This window comes from Bradyrhizobium sp. Crot121, assembly GCF_059512385.1.
Genome location: NZ_JCAMOR010000044.1, coordinates 1 through 23,738 on the forward strand (window position 1 = coordinate 1; position 23,738 = coordinate 23,738).

Below are 23,738 nucleotides of genomic sequence, written 5' to 3' on the forward strand. Positions count from 1 at the left end.
CTGTGGTCCTACCCCCGTGCTTTTTGTTGCACGGGACCCATGGGTGCAACCGGCACCCGGCTTTCCCTGCGCCCTCTATTCAATGAGAGGGCGAAACGAACGCAAAGCTCGGGCAGGTCATGCCGCGAGAATGCGGAGTCATATCCCCTTCGCTGTTTGACAATTGAAGCCAGCCTATCTCCTTAGGATGGGGAACAAGCAGCAGGGAACCCGCCCATTCCCGTAACCGGCCGGATTTCCTGCATTTCCAGCCGCCAAACCGGGCTTTGGTAACCTCGCCTTAACCACGGTTAGAGTCAGGTGAGGGACGGAAATGACGCGCGAACAGCCCTTGTTTTGACATGTTGGCGGAGGAAGCAGGGCCCGGCCTTGGACGGCCCTCCCATGCGACAGATGAAAGCTTTTCGCGGCTGGCGCTTACCGCCGCGCTGGGCGCGCGGCTGCGAGGGGCGGCTCAAGCGAGGTGGAGACCGGTTCGCGTGAGGAAAACGCGTCGAAACGAAAATCCGGGACCGGCAGCCATTTGCTCCGGGAAGGACAGAGGATCTTTGCGTTGAAAGGATATTGCCGATGAATCCCGCCGACGTGGCGCAGGCAGCGCTGCCCATGGCCTCGAGCGACGTGTCGCTGATCGCGCTGTTCCTGCAGGCCCACTGGGTCGTGAAGGCGGTCATGCTCGGGTTGCTCGCCTGCTCGGTCTGGGTCTGGGCGATCGCGATCGACAAGATCTTTCTGTATTCGCGCACCCGCCGCGCGATGGACCGGTTCGAGCAGGCGTTCTGGTCAGGGCAGTCGATCGAGGAACTCTATCGCACGCTGTCGGCCAAGCCGACCCAGTCGATGGCGGCCTGTTTCGTGGCGGCGATGCGCGAATGGAAGCGCTCCTTCGAGAGCCATTCGCGCTCCTTTGGCGGCCTTCAGATGCGGATCGAGAAGGTCATGAATGTGTCGATCGCGCGCGAGGTCGAGCGGCTGGAACGGCGGCTGCTGGTGCTCGCGACCGTCGGCTCGGCCGGCCCCTTCGTCGGCCTGTTCGGCACCGTCTGGGGCATCATGTCGAGCTTCCAGTCGATTGCGGCATCAAAGAATACCTCACTGGCGGTGGTGGCGCCGGGAATCGCGGAGGCGCTGTTTGCGACCGCAATCGGCCTGATCGCCGCAATTCCGGCGACTATTTTCTACAATAAGTTCATTTCCGAGGTGAACCGACAGGCCCAGCGGCTGGAAGGCTTTGCCGACGAGTTCTCCGCGATTCTGTCGCGCCAGATCGACGAACGGGCCTGATGAGGCAGCAAGTGATGAACGCAAGTAGTGGGTTTTAGGCCATGGCGATGAGCATGGCCGGTTCGTCTGGTGGCGGTGGCCGCCGTGGCCGGCGCCGCGCCGCCGTGATGGCGGAAATCAACGTCACGCCGATGGTCGACGTGATGCTGGTGCTGCTCATCATCTTCATGGTCGCAGCGCCCTTGATGACGTCGAATATCGACATCGACCTGCCGATCGCGAGCGGCGGCAAGTCTATTGCCCAGAACACCCCGCCCTTGACGCTGTCGGTCAAGCGCACCGGCGGGAGTTGCAATTCGAACGTGGAACTCTATCTCGGGGACGCCCCGATCTCGGCTGCCGACCTCTTGCCCAAAATCAAGGCTATCCGGGAGACCCGGTCGGATAACGATGCCGTGGTATATCTGCGCGGGGACAAGGACGTCTGTTACACGGATATGATGAAGCTCCTGGGCCAGATTCGCACCGCCGGCTTCAAGGCCAACATCGTCATCATCCCGGAGGGGGGATCTTGAGATCTTAAGCTGTGGCAGAGCAGGGTAAGTTGCAGGGAAAATTGAAGGTCAAGGTCGACAAGACACTGGTGGCATCGATCGCCCTGCACGTGCTCGTGCTGGGATGGGGCCTCGTGTCGTTTTCGTCCAAGGCCTACGTCCTGCCGGACGAGGAGACCGTCGCGGTCGACGTCATTTCTTCCGACCAGCTTGCCCATGTGATGGCGGGCCAGAGGACCGGCAAGAAGGAAAATCCGAAGCCGCTCGTCGAGAAGGTCGCCGAGGCCAAGCCGGTCGACGACGCCGTCGGCAAGATCGAGGAAAAGAAGCCGCCCGTCGTCACCGACACCGCGCCGCCGCCGACCCCGAAGGTGGAAGAGAAGCCGGTCGAGAAGAAGCCCGATCCCCCGAAGCCAGTCGCAGAGACCAAGCCCAAGGAAGAGCCGAAAAAGGAAGAGGCCAAGAAGGAAGAGCCAAAGCAGGAGCCGAAGCAGGCCGAGAAGAAGCCGGACCCCGTGAAGCCCGATCCGATTGCCGAGGCGATCAAGAAGGAAGAGAAGAAGCCGCCGCCGAAGCCGCAACAGCAGGCTGCCAAGCCGCCGCCGGAGCAGAAGCTGAAGGAGCGCGTGTTCGACCAGTCGAAGATCGCAGCCCTGCTCGACAAGCGCGATCCGACGCGCCAGGCGGCAGCCGGCGATACGCTCAATTCCAACGCAGCGCTCGGCCTTTCCCATGGCAAGGCCGCCGACAATTCGGCGACCTGGGGCGCGATGTTCAAGAGCCAGGTGGAGCGGTGCTGGAAGAAGCCCTATGGCGGCATCGAGGCGCAGCAGACGGAAGCCGCCTTCGTGATCCGCCTGAAGCGCGACGGCACGCTCGAGGGCATGCCGGTGCCGGAAGGCACGGCAGCGACGCCTTATTTGCGCGTCTATCAGGAGAGCGCGTTGCGCGCGATCATCGAATGCCAGCCGTACAATCTGCCGGCGGCCTTCTTCGACGAATGGAAATATTTTTCGCCCGTGTTCACCGAACGAAAGACCTGAGCGCGATGTGCGCTTGAGGTCCCATAAAGCAAAGTTCGCCAACGATGACCAATCAGAACAAATCGTTTGAGACGTTTTTCCGCCCGAGCCGCCGCCAGATCATTTCCAGCATGGCCGCGCTCGGCACCATTGCCGCCTCACCGCGTGGCGCATTCGCGCAAGGGCCGAAGCGCGTGCAGATTCCCGACGGCGAGTTCGCGCCGCTGCCGATCGCGATCCCGAATTTCACGGCCGGTACCCCCGGCGATACCGAGGTCGGTGCCGGCGTCACCCAGGTCATCACCAACAATCTCAAGCGAAGCGGTCTGTTCGCGCCGATCGACCAGGCCGCCTATCTGGAGAAGAACATCAATATCGACGCCGCGCCGAACTTCCAGAACTGGAAGTCGGTCAACGCGCAGGCGCTGGTCACCGGACGCATGACCCGGCAGAACAACGGGCGCGTGAAGGCGGAATTCCGCCTCTGGGACGTCAATACCGGCCAGCAGCTCGCCGGCCAGCAATACGACACCTCGGCCGAATATTGGCGGCGCATCGCGCACATCATCTCCGACCAGATCTATGAACGGCTGACCGGCGAGAAGGGCTATTTCGATACCCGTATCGTCTTCGTCGACGAGACCGGATCGAAGGAGCGCCGCGTCAAGCGGCTCGCGCTGATGGACCAGGACGGCGCCAATGTACGCTACCTGACCCGCGGCTCCGACCTGGTGCTGACCCCGCGCTTTTCACCGTCGACCCAGGAAATCACCTATATGGAGTTCGGCCAGGGCGACCCGCGCGTCTATCTGCTCAACATCGAGACCGGCCAGCGCGAGATCGTCGGCAATTTCCCGGGCATGTCGTTCTCGCCGCGGTTCTCGCCGGACGGCCAGCGCATCATCATGAGCCTGCAGCAGGGCGGCAACTCGAACCTGTTCGTGATGGACCTGCGTTCGAAATCGATGACGCGGCTGACCGACACCCCGGCGATCGACACCTCGCCGTCCTTTGCACCCGACGGAACGCGCCTCTGCTTCGAGTCCGATCGTGGCGGCAAGCCGCAGATCTATGTGATGGCCGCAAACGGCGGGCAGGCGCAGCGCATCTCCTTTGGAGACGGCAGCTACTCGACGCCGGTGTGGTCGCCGCGCGGCGACTACATCGCCTTCACCAAGCAGGGCGGCGGCCAGTTCGCGATCGGCATCATGAAGCCCGATGGCTCGGGCGAGCGGATCCTGACCTCGGGCTATCACAATGAGGGGCCGACTTTTGCGCCGAACGGGCGCGTTGTGATGTTCTTCCGCGATCCCGGCCAGGGACCGTCGCTCTTCACCGTCGACGTTTCCGGCCGCAACGAACTGCGTGTGCCGACGCCGGGCTTCGCGTCAGATCCGGCGTGGTCGCCGCTATTGTCGTAAATTGCCGGGGGCTTAAGCGGGTAACCATTCCCGTTAACCGGAAAATTTTTCCCAGTCCATTGAAACTAAAAGAGGATTTCTTCTGAATAAAACTCGAAACAAGGTCTTGGTAACGATATTCCCTCAGAAAGACTTCATCAGCGCCGGGTAGAACTGCACGTTGCAACAGGACGTGTATGAGCAGCATGCAGCTCGCCAACCAGAGCGCGGATTCCGACCAGAAGGTGTCGCCGTCGATCTACGCGGCACTGATCGATTCGCTGTTCCAGAATCCGGCGCCCCTGTTCGCCGGTGCTGCGCTGGTGGCAATGGCGGCAGTGCTGACCGCCATGAAGACGCAGCTGCTCTGGCTCTGGCCCTGTGTCGCACTGCTGGTGATCACCGGCGCCGCCCGCGCGGTCGACATGCACTGGTACATGTCGCGCAGGTCGGTCCTGACCACCGAGGAGGTGGCGCGCTGGGATGTCCGCTATCAGATCGGCGCGATGGCCTATGCGATCGCGCTCGGCGTCTGGTGTACGGTCACGCTGCTCGGCAGCGACGATGCGGTCGCGCACATGATCTGCCTGTCCGTCACAACAGGCTATGTGGCGGCCGGCGCGGGCCGCACCTACGGCCGGCCGTGGATATTCCATGTCCAGATCGCGCTCGCCTGTGGTCCGACCTCGATCGCGCTCGCGATGAAGGGAACGCCTTACTATATCGGGATGGCGATCGTGGCCGCGGTGTTCTTCCTCGCCCTGAAACAGATATCGACCAACTTGCAGCGGATCTTCGTGCAGGCGCTGGTGGCGGGCGAGCGCGAGGCCGCGCTGGCTAGCCAGTTTGACACCGCGCTGAACAACATGCCGCACGGCCTGTGCATGTTCCGCGCCGATGGCCGGCTGGCCGTCATGAATCATCGCTTTAGCGAGATGATGCAGTTGTCGGAAGATCTGGTGCAGCGCGGCGCCAGCGCGGCCGACATCATCGCAGCCTGCGTCAGCTCCGGTTCGATCTCCGATGCAAGTGGCAGGAAGATTCTCGCCGAGATCGAACACACCGAGACGCGGGACATGGTTACCAACGATCCGGACGCCACGCGCGGCCGCGCGCTGTCCTGGACGTTCCAGCCGATGACCGGCGGTGGCGCCGTCGCGCTGCTGCAGGACATCACTGAGCGGCGCAATGCCGAGGCCAGGATCAACCATCTGGCGCGCTACGACGAACTCACGGCGTTGCCCAACCGTGTCCATTTCCGGGACGAGATCGGTCGCCTCCTAGCCGGCCAGCAGGGCGCCGCGCAACTGTCGGCCCTGCTGTTCGTCGACCTCGACCAATTCAAGCAGGTCAACGACACGCTCGGCCATCCCTGCGGCGACCAGCTCCTCTGCGCGGTAGCCGGCCGGCTCCGCGAAATGCTGCGGCCGGAAGATTTCGTGGCGCGCTTCGGCGGCGACGAGTTCGTGGTGTTCCAGCAGGACATCAAATCACATGAGGATGCGGCCAGCCTTGCACGTCGCATCGTCGATCGTCTGAGCGAGCGCTACAAGATTCACAATCACCTGGTCGAGATCGGGGCCAGCGTCGGCATCGCCATGACGTCGCCGGGCGTCAGCGCCGACACGCTTTTGAAGAACGCCGATATGGCACTCTATCGCGCCAAGGCTGACGGGCGCGGCACGTTCTGCTTTTTCCGCGACGAGATGGCCCAGATCGTCGAAGCGCGCCGCATCCTCGAGCTCGACCTGCGCAAGGCGCTGGCGAACGAGGAGTTCGAGCTCTATTACCAGCCGCTGGTCAATCTCAAGACCGGCAGGATCACGACCTGCGAGGCGCTATTGCGCTGGAATCATCCGGTGCGCGGCACGGTCTCTCCGATCGAGATCATTCCGGTAGCGGAGGACATGGGGTTGATCGTCGATCTCGGCCGCTGGATTCTACGAAAGGCCTGTATGGAATGCATGACCTGGCCCGAATCCGTCAGCGTCGCGGTCAATTTGTCGCCGCAGCAATTCCATCAGCGCGACGTGCTGAGCGAGGTCCGCTATGCGCTGGAGGTTTCGGGCCTGCCAGCGCGACGTCTTGAGATCGAGATCACCGAGTCCTCACTGTTGCGCAATACGCAAGTGACGCACGACGTGCTGTCGCAGCTGCATGCGCTGGGTGTACGGATCTCGCTCGACGATTTCGGCACCGGCTATTCGAGTCTGAGCTATCTGCACAACTTCCCCTTGCAGAAGGTCAAGATCGACCGCTCGTTCCTCGAAGGTATCGATACCGACCGCCCGCTGACGCTGCTGCGCGGCGTGGCGCGGCTGTCGGCCGATCTCGGCATGTTGGTCGTGGTCGAGGGCATCGAGACCAACGAGCAGCTCGAGCTGGTCGGCGCCGATGGTGCGGTCACCGAGGCGCAGGGCTATCTATTCAGCCGCCCCGTTCCTGCGGTGCGCATCCGCCAGTTGTTGAAGGCTTCCCACAGCCGCCATACCGACGATCAGCCGTTCGTGGTTGCCTCGCGTTCGATCGCCTGAGATCACCCGATACCGTAGTCTTACCGGCGTACCGACGCATGGTCGGCGTACAAGCCGTGCGCGTAGCGGTTAACCGTAATGCCGCGATCGCTTTGCACACCAGTTAAGAAGCTGTTAATTTATTCAAATGCGCGTAAAGGTTTACCGCGCGCAAAAGTTGTGTGTGCTGGTGATAGTTTTTTGGAGTAGCCCATGAGGTCCGCAGCCGAAGCCATCAAGCCGGCTACAGGACGGCTTGCGGACCCGCTGGATCGAGTCGATTACCGTCTCGCCGAGACCCCTGAGGAAAAGGACGAGATCTACCGACTCCGCTATCGCGCCTATCTCCGTGAAGGCGCAATCCAGCCTTCGGCCGACGAGCGCGTCGTCGATCAATATGAGGACGCTCCGAACGCCTGGACGTTTGGCGTGTACGTTCACGGCGAACTCTACAGCTCTATCCGGATCAGCGTGCTGACGTCCGAGTGGCGGATGTCGCCCTCAGTTGAGCTGTTCGGCGACGTGCTTCATCCCAAGCTCGATCAGGGCCTCGTCTTCATCGATTCAACGCGCTTTGTCGCCGACCCTGAAAAGGCGCGGAATTTTCCGGAACTGCCTTATGTCACGGTGCGGCTCGGCTCGACTGCCGGCGTTCACTTCAATGCGGACTACGGGTTGGCCATCGTTCGTGCCGAGCACATGGCGTTCTACCGTCGGGTATTCCTGCACGAGGTCTGGTCCCAGCCCCGCCTCTATCCGGGCCTGGTCAAGCCGGTCGGATTGATGGCCGCACACCTGCCGAACGTGTCTGAGCGGGTGCTCGCCCGCTATCCGTTCCTGCGCTCGAGCGCGTTCGAACGAAGGATGCTGTTCGAGCGGGGGCGGGGTCAATCTGGTACCACTGATGTCCGGCCCTCCTTCGCGCAAGCGTCGATCGTTCCAAGTTCCTGAATAGTCCGGCTTCGCCCGAACTGTCGCTGAAGTCCCGCACTCTGCGCCGATTCTTCCCGGTAAAGCCGGGAAATCGGCGATTCCGGCGGCCTCCGCGCTTGTCTTCACCCTCGCGCCACATTTACAACCCATTAACCATCGGGGGCGCTTTTCGCCGTTCGTCCGCATTTGATCGGGTCTGGCAAGGTCCCATCAAGGTTGACGGAACGTTCGCTTAACCATCGCCCTGTAGATCGGATGAGAGTTCGAGAACGTGAGCGTGGAGGCTCCGGGAATGAAATATCAGATGCGAATCCTCCAGGGATTGAAGCTCGCCGCGGTGGTGGCGGTCGCGCTATCGATGGGTGCATGCGCCAAGAATAATCTCGGCGCCGATGGCGCGATGGCGAACGCGGCGACCCCGGGCAGCCAGCAGGATTTCGTCGTGAACGTCGGCGACCGTGTTTTCTTCGAGAGCGACCAGACCGACCTGACCCCGCAGGCGATCGCGACCCTGGACAAGCAGGCGCAGTGGCTGCAGAGCTACAACCGTTACAGCTTTACCATTGAAGGCCATGCTGACGAGCGCGGCACCCGCGAATACAATATTGCGCTCGGTGCGCGTCGTGCCCAGGCGGTTCGCTCCTATCTCGCCTCGCGCGGCATCGATCCGAGCCGGATGCGCACCATCTCTTACGGCAAGGAACGTCCGGTGGCGGTCTGCAACGACATCTCCTGCTGGTCGCAGAACCGCCGCGCCGTCACGGTGCTGAACGCGAGTTCGTGAGCTTTCGAAAACTCTGCGATTTGCCGCCGGCGCCGAGAGGCGCCGGTTTTGTTTAAACGTTGATTTGCTTCAGTCACAATTCCGGCGTACTCCCTGCCTCAGTGTGGTTCCGCGTCGATTTTCGTCGTCAGGGCAAGATGTCATCCAGATTTCTTAGAGTTGCACGCGCCGCGGCGGTTGCCGCGGGACTGGCCATTTCCGCACCGGCCTTCGCACAATCCGACGATGCCGACCTCGAAATGCGGGTCCAGCACCTGGAGAACCAGCTTCGGCAGCTGACCGGCCAGAACGAGGAACTGCAGTATCGTAACCGCCAGTTGGAGGAGCGCCTGCGTCAGCTCGGCGCTGCGCCGTCCGGCCCCGGCGGCCAGCCCCAGGCCGCCCAGCCCGGCGTTGCCGCCATGCCGCCGGCCGCACAGCCTGCACAGTCCTACCCGCCGCAAGGCGGCCAGCCGTCCTATGGACAGCCGCAACAGGGCTATGGGCAACCGCAGCCGGGTTACAGGCAATCGCAGGGCGGCTACGACCAGACCCAGATCGCAGCTCCCGCTCCAATCGTTCAGGAGCCGGCAGCGCCAGCGGCGGGAGGGCGCCGCGGCCGTGGCGATGCCTTCGATCCCAACCAGAACCCGAACGCCCCGGGGGCGCCGCGCGCACTCGGTGGCGGCCAGATGCCGATGTCACCGGATGCTGCGGTCGGCGCGCCCGGCGGACGTGGCGCCGGCGAACCGCTCGACCTCGGCAACACCAGCCCACGCAATGCCGGCGCACCGGCGGGGGGTGGCGCCACCGCCGCACTGACCACCTTGCCGCCATCGGCGACATCGAAGGACGAGTTCGATCTTGGCATCGGCTATATGCAGCGCAGGGACTATGCGCTCGCCGAGGAAACCATGCGGAATTTCTCGCAGAAATATCCGAGCGACCCCTTGATCCCGGATGCGCAATATTGGCTCGGCGAGAGCTACTTTCAGCGTCAGCAGTATCGTGACGCCGCCGAGTCCTTCCTCGGTGTGACCACGAAATTCGACAAGTCGGCCAAGGCGCCGGACGCGCTGCTGCGGCTTGGCCAGTCACTGGCGGCGCTGAAGGAGAAGGAAGCCGCCTGCGCCGCGCTCGGCGAAGTGACGCGGAAATATCCGCGGGCTTCCGCGGGCGTCAAGACCGCCGTTGACCGTGAGCAGAAGCGGATCAAGTGCTAAACCGGTGCCGCAGGAGCCGATCGGCTCCGCGACCAATGGCACCGCCATGTCCGATGACAGCAGGGCGATCTCCGCGACAGAAGCCAAACGTCTGTTAGACGACTGGAAGCGCGCGCCAGCGATCGTTCTGGCCGTGTCCGGCGGTCCGGACTCGGTGGCGTTGATGTGGCTCGCGGTGCGCTGGCGCCGGACACTCAAGCAGGGGCCGCGGCTGATTGCAGTCACTGTCGACCACGGCCTGCGCCGGGAGGCCGCGCGCGAAGCGCGTGAGGTCAAGCGCCTTGCGGGCACCCTCGATCTGCCCCATCGGACGTTGCGCTGGACCGGGACCAAGCCGAACAGCGGCCTGCCGGAGGCGGCACGCGAGGCGCGCTATCGCCTGCTGGCCGAAGCGGCCCGCGCGGGCGGGGCGACGCATATCCTCACGGCCCACACCCGCGACGACCAGGCCGAAACGCTTCTGATGCGGCTGCTGCGCGGCAGCGGCATCGCCGGCCTCGCCGCGATGGCGCGCGAGACCGAGCGCGAAGGGGTGAGATTGGCGCGGCCGCTGCTCGCTGTTCCAAAGGCGCGGCTGATCGCTACCCTGGAGAAAGCCAGGATCGGTTATGCGGTCGATCCGACCAATCGTGACACTGCGTTCACGCGTCCGCGGCTGCGTGCGCTGATGCCGGCACTGGCTGCAGAGGGCGGCGATGCCCGGAACCTGGCGCGGCTGGCAGCGCGGCTCGCTCGGGCCAATGCCGCGGTGGAAGTGCTGGCTGATGGTGCCGAGCGCTACCTTGCGCTGCGCGATGGCAATGCGGCGCGCCCCGGATTCGATGCCGGGGCCTTTGTGGCCCTTCCCGAGGAGGTCCGGCTGCGCCTGCTCAAGCGCGCGATCGACCGCGTGGGCCATGAGGGGCCGGCCGAACTGGGCAAGATCGAGGCCCTGCTGGCCGCACTCGATCAGGCGGTTACGCAGAGGGCGGGCAAGCTGAAGCAGACGCTCGCCGGCGCGGTCATTGGGCTCGCCAATGGGCGGATCCGGGTCGAGCCGGCACCGCCGCGCAGGAGCCGGGCCCGCTGATATTCAGCCGAATAGGAAAATTCCCGTCATATCCGCTTAACTACCCCCGAAAAACCCGGATCTTTGCGCCATTATTTGACCGGGAATCGGGCTAGGATGCGCTAAATAGTCCTGTGCAGTTCCCTTGGCATATACTCCCGTGGCACCTAAATTGTATGCAGTCGCTAAGGGGGGATTCCCAGGGATTTCCTGAAGTGCCCTGCCTGAGGCCGCCCGAGGATAGTTTTGAGGCCGCGATCCGCGCGACCACGAAGGAAGATCAATGAACGCCAATCTGCGGAATTTCGCCCTCTGGGTCATTATCGTCTTGCTGCTGTTGGCGTTGTTTACGCTCTTCCAGAATCCGGGTCAGCGCGCGTCCTCGCAGGACATCTCGTTCTCGCAGCTCCTCAGCGAAGTCGACCAGGGCCATGTCCGCGACGTCGTGATCCAGGGGCCGGAAATCCATGGCACCTTCACCAACGGCTCGAGCTTCCAGACCTACGCGCCGAACGACCCGACGCTGGTGAAGCGCCTCTATGACGGCAAGGTGCAGATCACTGCGAAGCCGCCGGGCGACAACGTGCCGTGGTTCGTTTCGCTGCTGGTCTCCTGGCTGCCCTTCATCGCGCTGATCGGCGTGTGGATTTTCCTGTCGCGCCAGATGCAGGGCGGCGCCGGCAAGGCGATGGGCTTCGGCAAGTCGCGCGCCAAGATGCTGACAGAGGCGCATGGCCGGGTGACGTTCGAGGACGTCGCCGGCGTCGACGAGGCCAAGCAGGACCTGCAGGAGATCGTCGAATTCCTGCGCGACCCCGGCAAATTCCAGCGTTTGGGCGGACGCATTCCGCGCGGCGTGTTGCTGGTCGGCCCTCCCGGCACCGGTAAGACGCTGATCGCGCGCGCGGTGGCGGGCGAAGCCAACGTGCCGTTCTTCACCATTTCCGGCTCCGACTTCGTCGAGATGTTCGTCGGCGTCGGTGCATCGCGCGTGCGTGACATGTTCGAGCAGGCGAAGAAGAACGCGCCTTGCATCATCTTCATCGACGAAATCGACGCGGTCGGCCGCCATCGTGGCGCCGGCCTCGGCGGCGGCAATGACGAGCGCGAGCAGACGCTGAACCAGTTGCTGGTCGAGATGGACGGCTTCGAGGCCAATGAGGGCGTGATCCTGATCGCCGCCACCAACCGGCCCGACGTGCTCGATCCGGCGCTGCTGCGGCCCGGCCGCTTCGACCGTCAGGTCGTGGTGCCGAACCCTGACGTCGTCGGCCGCGAGCAGATCCTGAAGGTTCACGTCCGCAAGGTGCCGCTGGCGCCCGATATCAACCTGAAGACCATCGCACGCGGCACCCCGGGCTTTTCGGGTGCCGACTTGATGAACCTCGTCAACGAGGCCGCGCTGACCGCCGCCCGCCGTAACAAGCGGATGGTGACGCAGGCCGAGTTCGAAGAGGCCAAGGACAAGGTGATGATGGGCGCGGAGCGCAAGTCGCTCGTTATGACCGAGGAAGAGAAGCTTCTGACCGCCTATCACGAAGGCGGCCACGCGATCGTCGGCCTCAACGTCGTCGCCACCGACCCGATCCACAAGGCGACCATCATTCCGCGCGGCCGTGCACTCGGCATGGTCATGCAATTGCCGGAGCGCGACAAACTGTCGATGTCGCTGGAGCAGATGACCTCGCGTCTCGCGATCATGATGGGCGGACGCGTCGCGGAAGAACTGGTGTTCGGCCGCGAGAAGGTCACCTCGGGCGCGGCCTCCGACATCGAGCAGGCGACACGTCTGGCGCGCATGATGGTGACCCGCTGGGGCCTGTCGGAACAGCTCGGCACCGTCTCCTATGGCGAGAACCAGGATGAAGTGTTCCTGGGCATGTCGGTGTCGCGCACCCAGAACGCCTCGGAGGCGACAGTCCAGAAGATCGACTCCGAGATCAAGCGCCTGGTCGAGGAAGGCTACAACGAGGCGACGCGAATCCTCACCGAGAAGCGCGCCGATCTCGAAGCACTGGCGAAAGGCCTGCTCGAGTTCGAGACGCTGACCGGCGACGAGATCGTTGATCTCTTGAAGGGTAAGAAGCCGAACCGCGAGTCCGTGCTCGAGCCGACCACGCCACGTGCCTCCGCCGTGCCGCCTGCCGGCAAGTCGCGTCCGCGCCCGGATCCGGACCCCGGCCTGGAGCCGCAGCCGCAGGCGTAAGCGCGATCAGAGAGCAAGACGTACAGAAGCCCGGCCTAGTGCCGGGCTTTTGCCTTGGCGATTGCTCCACATTCCATCGTCGTCCCGGGCTTGCGTGCCGCGGCGAAGCCCCTTGGGCGTAGCCGGGGCCCGGGACTCATTCCACAGGCGGCTGTCGTGGCGCGAGCAAGCCGTCGTAGCGGAGCACACTGTAAACGCCTGTGGTTATGGGTCCTTCTTCGCAATGATGTTGCAACCGCCCTGCATATCGTCATGCGGTCCCGTGCGTGCCGAGATGCCGGTCCAACATCTGCTCCGGTGTCTCGACGACCTCAATTCTCTCGCCATCGCCACCGACGAAGGCGAGTACGGTGCGCTCGCCGTCGCGCCACATGCTGCCGACGAGCGCGATATTGATGTGAATGGGCTGCTCCGTCTCGAACCTTGTGCATTGAATCCAGAAGCGCATGGCGTTCTCCTCTTCGAGCCGCCGCAGGATAAGAGACGGGGCGGCGCTGTCTAGCCAAGCGACCGCAATTCGCGGGCGGCGGCGACCATGTTGGCGAGCGCCGGGCGCACCTCTTCCCACTTGCGGGTCTTCAAGCCGCAGTCGGGATTGATCCAGAGCTGCGTGTCGGAGAGCCGCTCTCTTGCGAGCTTGAGGAGGTCGGTGATCTCGCCAATGTCAGGCACGCGCGGTGAATGGATATCGTAGACGCCGGGACCGATTTCGTTCGGGTAGCGGTAGTTCCGGAAGGCGTCGAGCAATTCCATTTTCGAGCGCGAGGTCTCGATCGAAATGACATCGGCGTCCATCTCCGCGATGGCGTCGATGATGTCGTTGAACTCGGAGTAGCACATGTGGGTGTGGATCTGGGTCTCGTCCTGCACGCCGGAGGAACAGATGCGGAAACTATCGACCGCCCAATCGAGATAGGTCTTCCATTCCGACCCGCGCAGCGGCAGGCCTTCCCGCAGTGCCGCTTCGTCGATCTGGATCATGCCTGCACCGGCCGCCTGCAGATCGCGCACCTCGTCGCGGATCGCGAGCGCGATCTGTCGGCACACGTCGCTGCGCGGCAGGTCGTCGCGGACGAACGACCAGTTCAGGATGGTCACGGGGCCGGTCAACATCGCCTTCACCGGCTTTGCCGTCAGTGACTGCGCGAATTGCCACCATTCGACCGTCATCGCCTGTGGTCGTGAGACGTCGCCGTAGAGGATCGGCGGCCGGACGCAGCGCGAGCCATAGGACTGCACTCAGCCGAGCTCGGTGAAGGCGAAGCCGGAAAGCTGCTCGCCAAAATACTGCACCATGTCGTTGCGCTCGAACTCGCCATGGACCAGGACGTCGAGCCCGATATTCTCCTGCCAACGGATGGCGCGCGCAGTCTGATGCTGCAGATAGGTCTTGTATGCGGTATCGCTGAGTGCACCATTGGCATGTGCGGCGCGTGCGTTTCTGACATCAGTTGTCTGCGGGAAGGAGCCGATGGTCGTGGTCGGGAAGCGTGGCAGATTGAACCGCTCGCGCTGCACCTCGGCACGCTCGGCGAACCGGCTGGCACGATGGCGCATGCCGCCATCGATGGCGGCGAGACGCTGGGCAACCTTGGCATCGTGAATCCGCGGTGAGGTCTTGCGCGCGGCCGCGGCGGCATCGGACGCTCGGATCGCTTCGGACGCAGGGGCCCGGCCACTTCCAAGCGCCGCGCCCAGCGCGGCAAGCTCTTCGAGCTTCTGCACCGAGAATGAAAGCCAGGTCTTCACCTCGGGATCGAGCTTGGTTTCCAGGGCGAGATCGATGGGTACATGAAGCAGCGAGCAGGATGGCGCGATCTGAATGCGCTCCTTGCCGAGCTTTGCGACGACGGGCCCAAGCTGATCGAGGATCCGGCTCAGATCTGCGCGCCAGACGTTGCGGCCGTCGATCACGCCGAGCGACAGCACCCGTTCTTTCGGAACGTCGATGAGATCGCCGAGCTGCTGGGGCGCGCGCACGAGATCGAGATGCAGGCCGGCGACCGGAAGATCAAACGCGACCGCACGATTGCCGCCGAGCCCGCCGAAATAGGTCGCCAGCATGATCCTGATGTCCGGCACCGCTTTGGCGATTTCGGAATAGGCGCGCCGTAGGGCTTGCTGAGCGGCGGCGTCCAGATCAAGCACGAGACAGGGCTCGTCGATCTGTACCCATTCCGCACCGCGGGCAGCGAGTTCGCGCAATAGTTCGATATAGACCGGCAGGAGCCTGTCGAGCAGCGACAGCGTGGCGAAATGCGGTTCCTTGGACTTGGCCAGTTTCAGGAACGTGACTGGGCCGACCAGCACGGGGCGGGTCTGATAACCCAGCGCCTTCGCCTCCTCATACTCTTCGATCGGCTTGCGTGATGAGAGTGCAAAATACTGGTTCTTGCGAAGCTCCGGCACCATGTAGTGATAGTTGGTGTCGAACCATTTCGTCATTTCGAGCGCCGCCACGCCATGTGCGTGATGGGCATGTCCGCAGGCCTCGTCATGCGCGTCGGCCTTGGCGCCACGCGCCATCGCGAAGTAGGTCGCAAGCGGCACCGCGCCGCCGGTCCAGCCATAGCTTTCTGGGATAGCGCCGACCATTGCGCAGGTGTCGAGCACCTGATCGTAGAACGAGAAATCGTTCGACGGGATCACGGTGATACCGAGTTTCTTTTGCCGCGCCCAATTGGCCGCGCGCAGCCCGACGCCGGTTTCGATCAGCGTCTTTTCGTCTGATGCGCCGGACCAGAAGCGTTCCAGCGCGAATTTCAGTTCACGCCGCGGACCGATCCGCGGCGTGCCGAGGGACGCAACAACAAGTGAAGTGGAAGACATTGGCTTAACCCCATGAGTTGGGGGCAAAGGCCGTAGTGACACGTCTGGATTCCCTGCGCGAGGTGCGCACGGAATCGCAACCGCACCACCGGGACACCCCGCCCGAGGACGTGTATGTTGTCGAGGCAGGTCTCCTGGCTCGCGGGTCGTTGCTGTGGTCCGGCCTTCCCGAAGCTTTGCAGGCTTCAGTGGCAATTGTGGACCGCGGCTCGCCGCTTACAGTTGCGGGGGCAGCTCCGGCTTTACACCGGCTTCCCTCTTAGCTCCGGAAAAGATCTCTCCGAAGAACCACGACGCGTTCACTTACCGGCAAGATCGCGCGAACGTCAACTCGGCTGACATCACGTGCGCGTGGAGCCGGTTGTTCACAGCGCCAACGGCATGGACCGGAATTTTTGCGCTTCGCCCATACGTGCCATTGACAGCATTCTCCAAATCGCACCAGATGTAGCTGTCACGGTCCATCATGACGCAAGGAATGGTGGCTAAGAGGGAAGCTGGTGATCGCGCGTTTCTCGCGAGAATCCAGCGCTGCCCCCGCAACTGTAAGCAGTGAGTTGCTCCCGATTTTAGACGTCACTGATGCGGCATCGCATTGGGAAGACGGGGAGTGACGCCGACCTGCGAGCCAGGAGACCTGCCGTGACAGCAAATAACGTCCACGGGCGGGGTGTCCCGGCGGCCGCTTGCAGGCTCATGCCGGTACGCCGCCGGCATCATCACGCAGCGTCGCCTCTGGCATCCGGCCCCAGCAACATCACGGGGTCTGCAAGATGTCACTCTCTCTCGATCGCGAAACCACCGCGTCACCTCTCATCCACCTGCGCCCCGAATCAATCGCGGCGCCGGAAGCACGGCTGCCGATGCAGGTGATCCGCCGCAATGGCACGGTGTCGCAATTCGATGCCGGGAAGATCTCGGTGGCGATGACCAAGGCCTTCCTTGCGGTCGAGGGGAATACGGCGGCTGCGTCGCGCCGCGTGCACGAAGCGGTCGAGGAATTGACCGCCGAAGTCGTCGGCGCGCTGTCGCGCCGGATGAGCGAAGGCCGCACCTTTCATATCGAGGACATCCAGGACCAGGTTGAACTGGCATTGATGCGCAGCGGCCATCACAAGGTGGCGCGCGCCTATGTGCTCTATCGCGAGGAGCGGGCGCGGCAGCGCGCCGAACAGCAGGCAACTAAATCCGCAACGGCATCGAGCGGGCCAATCGTCCACGTCACGCTCGCGGACGGCAGCAAGGTGCCGCTCGACCATGCGCGGCTGGCGATGATCGTCGGCGAGGCCTGCGCCGGGCTCGACGGTGTCGACGCTGCGCCTGTCGTCGCGGAAATCCAGCGCAATCTCTATGACGGCATCAGCCAGGAGGAACTCGCGCTCGCCAGCGTGATGGCAGCGCGTACGCTGGTCGAGCAGGAGCCGAACTACGCCTATGTCAGCGCGCGCCTCTTGCTCGACAAGCTCCGCACTGAAGTGCTGTCCTTCGTGCAGGGCGCGCCAACGACAGCGTCGCAGGCGGACATGGCGGTGCGCTATGGCGAATATTTTCCGGCCTGTATCAAGACCGGCATCAGGGCCGAATTGCTCGATCCCGAACTCGGCCGCTTCGACCTGAACAAGCTGGCCGCGGCACTGAAGCCGGAGCGCGATCTTGCGTTCCAGTTCTTAGGGCTGCAGACGCTTTATGATCGCTATTTCCTGCATGTCCGCGGCCACCGGATTGAATTGCCGCAAGCGTTCTTCATGCGCGTCGCCATGGGGCTTGCACTGCGCGAGATCGATCGGGAGGCGCGCGCGATCGAGTTCTACAATCTCCTGTCCTCCTTCGACTTCATGGCGTCGACGCCGACGCTCTTCAATTCCGGCACGCTGCGGCCGCAATTGTCGTCCTGCTTCCTCACCACCGTTCCTGACGATCTCGACGGCATCTTCAAGTCGATCAAGGACAATGCGCTGCTCGCCAAGTATTCCGGCGGCCTCGGCAATGACTGGACGCGGGTGCGCGGGCTGGGCGCCCATATCAAGGGCACCAATGGCGAGAGCCAGGGCGTCGTGCCGTTCCTTAAAGTCGCCAACGACACCGCGATTGCCGTCAACCAGGGCGGAAAACGCAAGGGCGCGGTCTGTGCCTATATCGAGACCTGGCATATCGACGTCGAAGAATTCCTCGACCTGCGCAAGAACACCGGCGACGACCGCCGCCGCACCCACGACATGAATACCGCCAACTGGGTGCCTGATCTCTTCATGCAGCGCGTCGAGGCCGACGGCGAATGGACGCTGTTCTCGCCGGACGAGACGCCCGATCTGCACGATCTCTACGGCAAGGCCTTTGCCGAGCGTTACGCTTTCTACGAAGACAAGGCCGCGCGCGCCGAGATGCGGGTATCCAAGAAGATCCGTGCCGTCGATCTCTGGCGCAAGATGCTGACCATGCTGTTCGAGACCGGACATCCCTGGATCACCTTCAAGGACCCCTGCAATTTGCGTTCGCCGCAGCGCCACGCCGGCGTGATCCATTCCTCCAATCTCTGCACCGAGATCACGCTCAACACTTCGGATGAGGAGACTGCGGTCTGCAATCTCGGCTCGATCAACCTGCTCAATCACGTCGGCGAGCGCGGGCTCGATACGGCCAGGCTGAAGCGGACGGTCGCGACCGCGATGCGGATGCTCGACAATGTCATCGACATCAATTTCTACACCATTCCCGAGGCGCGGCGCTCGAACCTGCGGCATCGGCCGGTCGGCCTCGGGTTGATGGGATTGCAGGATGCGCTGCACGTGCTGCGGATCCCGCTTGCGTCCGACGCGGCTGTCGCCTTCGCCGATACCAGCATGGAGGCGATCGCTTATCACGCGATCTCGGCTTCCGTCGATCTCGCCGCCGAGCGCGGTCGTTACCCGTCGTTCGAGGGATCGCTGTGGAGCCGGGGCATCCTGCCGATCGATTCGATCGAGCTGCTGGCGGAAGCGCGCGGTGACGTCGCGATGGACCGCTCGCGCACATTGGACTGGGACGGCCTGCGCGAGCGCGTCAAGACGGTCGGCATGCGCAACTCCAATGTGATGGCGATCGCGCCGACGGCGACCATCTCCAACATCTGCGGCGTGGCGCAGTCGATCGAGCCCGCCTACCAGAACCTCTATGTCAAATCCAACATGTCCGGCGATTTCACCGTCGTGAACGCCTTCCTGGTCCGCGACCTCAAGGCGCGCGGCTTGTGGGACGAGGTGATGGTCAGTGATCTCAAATATTTCGATGGCAGCTTAGGTGCGATCGACCGTATCTCTGATGATCTCAAGGCGCTCTATGCGACCGCGTTCGAGATCGACAGCGCCTGGCTGATCGAGGCGGCGGCGCGGCGGCAGAAATGGATCGACCAGTCGCAGTCGCTCAACCTCTATATCGCCAACCCCTCCGGCAAGAAACTCGATGCGCTGTATCGCCTGGCCTGGCAGCGCGGCCTGAAGACGACCTATTATTTGCGCTCGCGCAGCGCCACTCATGTCGAGAAGTCGACGCTGAAGGGCACCGACGGCAAGCTCAACGCAGTCAGCGTAGCTCCCGCGATGTCCAGCGCACCGGACTTGTCCGGCGCCATCGCGTGCTCGATCGACAATCCCGAATGTGAAGCCTGCCAGTGAGCAGCGGAATAAGGAATAACGCCATGCTCGACTGGTCAGAGCCCGCTACGACCGCGCGCCACGCGGTCCCCCTCATGAACGTCGCCGCAGCCGGCAACCAGACCGGCTTAGGTGCGATCGATCGCCATGGCAGCCGTGTCTCGGTCGACGACAAGCGCATGATCAACTGCCGCGCCGACGTCAATCAATTGCTGCCGCTGAAGTACAAATGGGCGTGGGAGAAATATCTCGCCGCCTGCAACAATCACTGGATGCCGACGGAGGTCTCGATGCAAGCGGACATCGCGCTGTGGAAGTCGCGCGACGGCCTGACCGAAGATGAGCGGCGCGCGATCAAGCGCAATCTCGGCTTCTTCGCGGCGTCCGAAAGCCTCGTCGCCAACAACATCGTGCTCGCGATCTATCGCCATCTGACCAATCCGGAGTGTCGGCAGTATCTGTTGCGGCAGGCGTTCGAGGAGGCCGTGCACACCCACACCTTCCAGTACATCGTCGAGAGCTTGGGGCTCGATGAGGGCGAGCTGTTCAACATGTACCGGGAGGTGCCCTCGATCACTGATAAGGCGGCGTGGGCGCTGAAACATACGCAGCATCTCGACGATCCCGACTTCAGGACCGGGACGCCGGAAGCAGACCAGGCGTTCCTGCGCGACCTCGTCGCTTTCTACGTCATCTTCGAAGGCATGTGGTTCTACACCGGCTTCGCGCAGATCCTCTCGCTTGGCCGGCGCAACAAGATGATCGGGATCGCCGAGCAGTATCAGTACATCCTGCGCGATGAATCCATCCACCTGAACTTCGGCATCGACGTCATCAACCAGGTCCGAATCGAGAATCCGCATCTTTGGACGAAGCCCTTCCAGGAGGAGATTCGCGACATGGTGCGGACGGCGGCCGAGCTCGAAGCGGCCTATGGATGGGACACCATGCCGCGCGGTTTTCTCGGACTGAACGCGGCACTTTGTGAAACCTACATGCACTTCATCGCCAATCGCCGTTGCGCCCAGCTTGGGCTCGCGCCGGTATTCGATGAAGCCGACAACCCCTTCCCCTGGATGTCGGAGGCGATGGACCTGAAGAAGGAGAAGAATTTCTTCGAGACCCGCGTGATCGAGTACCAGAACGGGGGTGCCTTAAGCTGGGAGTAACCAAGGTCGCTGGGCCGGGACCCCTCCTTTTTGTGCATTCCAGAAGGCACAAATCCGTCTTGCCAGACGCCATGAATAGGTGTTCAGCTTTTGCAGCGATCTGCGCTCGATCGCCTAAAATAGTGAAGTCTCGTTCGGCCGATCCCGAGCCGGCGGGAGTTTGGGGACGGGAACTGCGCCATGGTCTATCGGCGAACCCATCAGGTGGTAAAGCGGCTGGCCGCCCGGCGCAGCGCCATTTTAGCGGCGGCGCGCGAGGCGGCGGCGGACGGCGGCATGGCTGCGGTGCAGATCGCGCCGGTGGCGGTCCGCGCCCATGTCGCGGCGGGAACCGTCTACCGCTATTTCCCGTCCAAGGCCGACCTGATCTCCGAATTGATCGCCGAGGTCTCGCGCGACGAGCTCGCCGCGATTCGCCGGGCCGCGGATGCCGCGCCCGGGCCGTCCTCGGCGCTGGCCGCCGCGGTCACCACGGTTGCCGTCCATGTGCTGTCGCAGCGCAAGCTCGCCTGGGGCATCCTGGCCGAGCCGGTCGATGTCGATGTCACCGCCTCGCGGCTGGCCAGCCGGCGCGAGATCGCCGGTGAGATCGCCATCCGAATCGATGCCGCGGTGCGCGCCGGCCATCTGCCGGCGCAGGATACCGCGCTTGCCGCCACCGCGCTGCTCGGCGCGCTGCATGAGTCGCTGGTCGGACCGCTCGCGCCCGACAATCTCGACGATCCCGTCAAGCTGCGCGACGCCGTGCAGACCGTGACGCTACTCGCACTGCGCGCCGTCGGCGTCATGGACGCCCGCGCCCGCGGCCTCGTGGTGCAGGCCACCACGCCCGCGAAGGCGCTGGTGGGGGCCTAAGGGCGTTTGCCATCTCTCTACCGTCATTCCGGCGTCCGAAGGACGAGCCCGGAATCCATTTCTCCGCCTACGCCGGCGGCTCGATGGATTCTCTGATGTGCAAATTGCACATCATAGCTCGCGCTTCGCGCGCCCCGGAATGACGGGGAAACCTACTTCTCCGCTTCCCCTTGCGGCGCGACGGAGGCGATGCGGACCATGTTGGTGGTGCCGGGGATGCCGAGCGGGACGCCGGCGACGATGATCACGCGCTGGCCGGCGCGGGCAAAGCCATCCCTGAATGCGATGGAGTTGGCGCGGTCGACCATGTCGTCCTGATCGCGCGCGTCCTCGGCGACGACGCAGTGCACGCCCCACACCACCGAGAGCTTGCGGCCCGTCGCCAAGTTCGGCGTGATCGCAACGACCGGCACCTTGGGCCGTTCGCGCGCGACGCGGATCGCGGTCGAGCCCGATGAGGTCCAGCAGATGATCGCCGAGAGGTCGAGCGTCTCGGCGATCTGGCGCGCGGCATCCGCGATCGCATCGCCGACCGTCGGCTCCGGCTCGGCGCGCTGCGCATTGAGCACGCCGCGATAGGTCGGGTCGCGCTCCACCTCCTCGCCGATGCGGTTCATGGTGGTGACCGCTTCCACCGGATATTTGCCGGCAGCCGATTCCGCCGAGAGCATGATCGCATCCGCGCCCTCATAGACGGCGGTGGCGACGTCGGAGACCTCGGCGCGGGTCGGTACCGGCGCCTGGATCATCGATTCCAGCATCTGGGTTGCGACCACCACCGGCTTGCCGGCGCGCCGCGCCATTCGCGTCATCTGCTTCTGCAGGCTCGGCACGCGCTCTAGCGGCAGCTCCACGCCGAGATCACCGCGCGCGACCATCAGCGCATCGGAGGCATCGATGATGTCGGCCAGCCGGTCGATCGCCTGCGGCTTCTCGATCTTCGCCATCACGGCGGCGCGGCCGCGGATCATCTTCTTGGCCTCATGGACATCCTCGGCGCGCTGCACGAAGGACAGTGCGATCCAGTCGATGCCGGTGGTCAGCGCAGCCTCGAGATCGGCGCGGTCCTTCGGCGTCATCGCCGACACTGGCAGGTCGGTGTCGGGCAGGCTGACGCCCTTGCGGTCCGACATCTTGCCGCCGATCACCACGCGCGTCACCGCGCGGTCGGGCGAGGTCTCTTCCGCAATCAGCCGCACCTTGCCGTCATCGAGCAATAGCGCGTGGCCGGGCCGCAGCGCCGCCAGGATCTCCGGATGCGGGAGGTTGACGCGGGTATTGTCGCCCGGCGTCTTGTCGGAATCGAGCACGAAGCTCTGGCCGTTGTTGAGCTGCACCGAGCCTTCGGCAAAGGCGCCGAGCCGGAGCTTGGGTCCCTGCAGGTCGACCAGGATTCCGATCGGCCGGCCGTAGCTGGACTCGACATTGCGGATGGTCTTCACGAGGTCCCGCATCTTGTCATGCGGGGTGTGGCTCATGTTGATGCGAAAGAGGTCGGCGCCAGCCTCGAACAGCTTGCGAATCATTGCGCTGTCGGAGGAGGCGGGACCCAAGGTCGCGAGGATCTTGATCCGACGCAGTCTTCTCATTGCTTGCTTCCGGGAGGTGCGGCTGGAGGTAGACCAGACGCGCCTGGAGGCGTTCCGCCCGGTGGATTGGGCAGGCCCGGCACTGCGGGAGTCCCCGGTGCGACCCCGCCCGGCATTCCCGGCACCTTCTGCGCCGGCTGCTCGTTGGCTTCCGTCAGTTGTACGGTCCACGCCCGTTGCTCCCCGGTGTCGACCTCGAAGAAGCCGGTGCGGTCATAGCCGCGCGCCAGGCAATTCTCGGTGCCACGAATGGTGAATTCCTTGTCGCGCGAGCACATGAAGGCCTGGCCAGACCATTCGCCGCCGCGGTCATAGTCGAGCGCGTAGATGTAATAATAGCGCGCGACCAGATTGCCCCGCAGCAGGGTCTCGCAGGAGCGCGAAGAGATGTTCCACCAGCCCTCGGTGGTCCAGCCCTCGGCGTCCTTGTAGCCGAGCGCGATGCCGACCCGGCTGGCGGTATTGTTGCAGAGCCGGAAATCGGCCGCAGCCGGGCTGGTCCACAGGCACGCCGCCGCAAGCGCGAGCACGGGCAGAAGACCGGCAAGCAGACGAGGGGGGATGGGCAGGGAATCCAGTACGATCATGAGGCGAAGCTACACCGAATCATTGACGATTTCGCGTGGCTCGGCGGCGCCTGTCAACGGAAGGCAGGCGGACTTCTGCCATCGAAAACCGCCGGTCCCACCCGATTTCATGCTGTTTTGCGCAGCGATGTGGCAAAATCTGTGACGAATCCCACCTGATATCAATATGGTGGGAATCACAAACCGGGATGACG

The 23,738-nt window shown here is 63.7% G+C and carries 16 protein-coding genes, 1 pseudogene and 2 riboswitches; of the genes and pseudogenes, 13 read left to right on the forward strand and 4 right to left on the reverse strand.

Annotated elements, in window-relative coordinates; translation table 11 throughout:
- Nucleotides 1–570: 570 nt before the first annotated feature.
- The 10 genes from tolQ to ftsH all read left to right on the forward strand — a co-directional run bounded on the left by tolQ (nucleotide 571) and on the right by ftsH (nucleotide 12,886).
- Nucleotides 571–1,284 (forward strand): protein TolQ, encoded by a 714-nt coding sequence (gene tolQ / locus AC5ZGW_RS29685; protein WP_027579741.1) that lies wholly within the window; start codon nucleotides 571–573, stop codon nucleotides 1,282–1,284.
- Nucleotides 1,285–1,325: 41 nt separating this feature from the next.
- Nucleotides 1,326–1,799 carry a biopolymer transporter ExbD gene (locus AC5ZGW_RS29690; RefSeq protein ID WP_028163670.1) on the forward strand — a complete coding sequence of 158 codons (474 nt, stop codon included), beginning with the start codon at nucleotides 1,326–1,328 and terminating at the stop codon, nucleotides 1,797–1,799.
- Between the two features lie 41 nt (nucleotides 1,800–1,840).
- Nucleotides 1,841–2,821, forward strand: coding sequence for a cell envelope integrity protein TolA (gene tolA, locus AC5ZGW_RS29695; protein ID WP_130230747.1), 981 nt, complete (start codon nucleotides 1,841–1,843; stop codon nucleotides 2,819–2,821).
- 110 nt (nucleotides 2,822–2,931) lie between these two features.
- Complete coding sequence (gene tolB, locus AC5ZGW_RS29700) at nucleotides 2,932–4,221, forward strand: Tol-Pal system beta propeller repeat protein TolB (RefSeq protein WP_463327166.1); 1,290 nt, start codon at nucleotides 2,932–2,934, stop codon at nucleotides 4,219–4,221.
- 185 nt (nucleotides 4,222–4,406) lie between these two features.
- Complete coding sequence (locus AC5ZGW_RS29705) at nucleotides 4,407–6,734, forward strand: putative bifunctional diguanylate cyclase/phosphodiesterase (RefSeq protein ID WP_463327167.1); 2,328 nt, start codon at nucleotides 4,407–4,409, stop codon at nucleotides 6,732–6,734.
- Between the two features lie 192 nt (nucleotides 6,735–6,926).
- The gene (locus AC5ZGW_RS29710; protein ID WP_130230745.1) at nucleotides 6,927–7,664 is read left to right on the forward strand and encodes an N-acyl amino acid synthase FeeM domain-containing protein; all 738 of its coding nucleotides are present in this window, start codon (nucleotides 6,927–6,929) and stop codon (nucleotides 7,662–7,664) included.
- A gap of 274 nt (nucleotides 7,665–7,938) precedes the next feature.
- Nucleotides 7,939–8,430, forward strand: coding sequence for a peptidoglycan-associated lipoprotein Pal (gene pal, locus AC5ZGW_RS29715; RefSeq protein ID WP_028163665.1), 492 nt, complete (start codon nucleotides 7,939–7,941; stop codon nucleotides 8,428–8,430).
- 137 nt (nucleotides 8,431–8,567) lie between these two features.
- On the forward strand, nucleotides 8,568–9,632 hold the full coding sequence (gene ybgF, locus AC5ZGW_RS29720; protein WP_463327150.1) for a tol-pal system protein YbgF: 1,065 nt from the start codon (nucleotides 8,568–8,570) through the stop codon (nucleotides 9,630–9,632).
- 46 nt (nucleotides 9,633–9,678) lie between these two features.
- The gene (gene tilS, locus AC5ZGW_RS29725) at nucleotides 9,679–10,701 is read left to right on the forward strand and encodes a tRNA lysidine(34) synthetase TilS (protein WP_130229345.1); all 1,023 of its coding nucleotides are present in this window, start codon (nucleotides 9,679–9,681) and stop codon (nucleotides 10,699–10,701) included.
- Between the two features lie 262 nt (nucleotides 10,702–10,963).
- On the forward strand, nucleotides 10,964–12,886 hold the full coding sequence (ftsH, locus tag AC5ZGW_RS29730) for an ATP-dependent zinc metalloprotease FtsH (RefSeq protein ID WP_130229339.1): 1,923 nt from the start codon (nucleotides 10,964–10,966) through the stop codon (nucleotides 12,884–12,886).
- A gap of 250 nt (nucleotides 12,887–13,136) precedes the next feature.
- On the opposite strand, the gene AC5ZGW_RS29735 is transcribed toward ftsH, so the two are convergent.
- Nucleotides 13,137–13,334, reverse strand: coding sequence for a hypothetical protein (locus AC5ZGW_RS29735; RefSeq protein ID WP_130229340.1), 198 nt, complete (start codon nucleotides 13,332–13,334; stop codon nucleotides 13,137–13,139).
- A 50-nt stretch (nucleotides 13,335–13,384) separates the two neighbouring features.
- A pseudogene (gene metE / locus AC5ZGW_RS29740) lies at nucleotides 13,385–15,715 on the reverse strand (5-methyltetrahydropteroyltriglutamate--homocysteine S-methyltransferase).
- Between the two features lie 107 nt (nucleotides 15,716–15,822).
- Nucleotides 15,823–16,023, reverse strand: a riboswitch (cobalamin riboswitch).
- Between the two features lie 132 nt (nucleotides 16,024–16,155).
- Nucleotides 16,156–16,374, forward strand: a riboswitch (cobalamin riboswitch).
- A 114-nt stretch (nucleotides 16,375–16,488) separates the two neighbouring features.
- On the opposite strand from metE, the gene AC5ZGW_RS29745 reads away from it, so the two are divergent.
- The 3 genes from AC5ZGW_RS29745 (at nucleotide 16,489) to AC5ZGW_RS29755 (ending at nucleotide 21,368) form a co-directional block, all read left to right on the forward strand.
- Nucleotides 16,489–19,365 carry a ribonucleoside-diphosphate reductase subunit alpha gene (locus AC5ZGW_RS29745; RefSeq protein ID WP_130229341.1) on the forward strand — a complete coding sequence of 959 codons (2,877 nt, stop codon included), beginning with the start codon at nucleotides 16,489–16,491 and terminating at the stop codon, nucleotides 19,363–19,365.
- A 23-nt stretch (nucleotides 19,366–19,388) separates the two neighbouring features.
- Nucleotides 19,389–20,513, forward strand: a complete 1,125-nt coding sequence (locus AC5ZGW_RS29750; protein ID WP_130229342.1) for a ribonucleotide-diphosphate reductase subunit beta — start codon at nucleotides 19,389–19,391, stop codon at nucleotides 20,511–20,513.
- Nucleotides 20,514–20,693: 180 nt separating this feature from the next.
- Nucleotides 20,694–21,368, forward strand: a complete 675-nt coding sequence (locus AC5ZGW_RS29755) for a TetR/AcrR family transcriptional regulator (RefSeq protein ID WP_028163657.1) — start codon at nucleotides 20,694–20,696, stop codon at nucleotides 21,366–21,368.
- Nucleotides 21,369–21,520: 152 nt separating this feature from the next.
- Here AC5ZGW_RS29755 and pyk read toward each other — a convergent pair whose 3' ends face one another.
- Entirely contained in the window at nucleotides 21,521–22,957 is a 1,437-nt protein-coding gene (pyk, locus tag AC5ZGW_RS29760; RefSeq protein ID WP_028163656.1) for a pyruvate kinase, read from the reverse strand.
- Nucleotides 22,954–23,544 (reverse strand): DUF1036 domain-containing protein, encoded by a 591-nt coding sequence (locus tag AC5ZGW_RS29765; protein WP_165435525.1) that lies wholly within the window; start codon nucleotides 23,542–23,544, stop codon nucleotides 22,954–22,956. Before AC5ZGW_RS29765 ends, pyk begins: the two co-directional genes overlap by 4 nt.
- Nucleotides 23,545–23,738 lie beyond the last annotated feature (194 nt).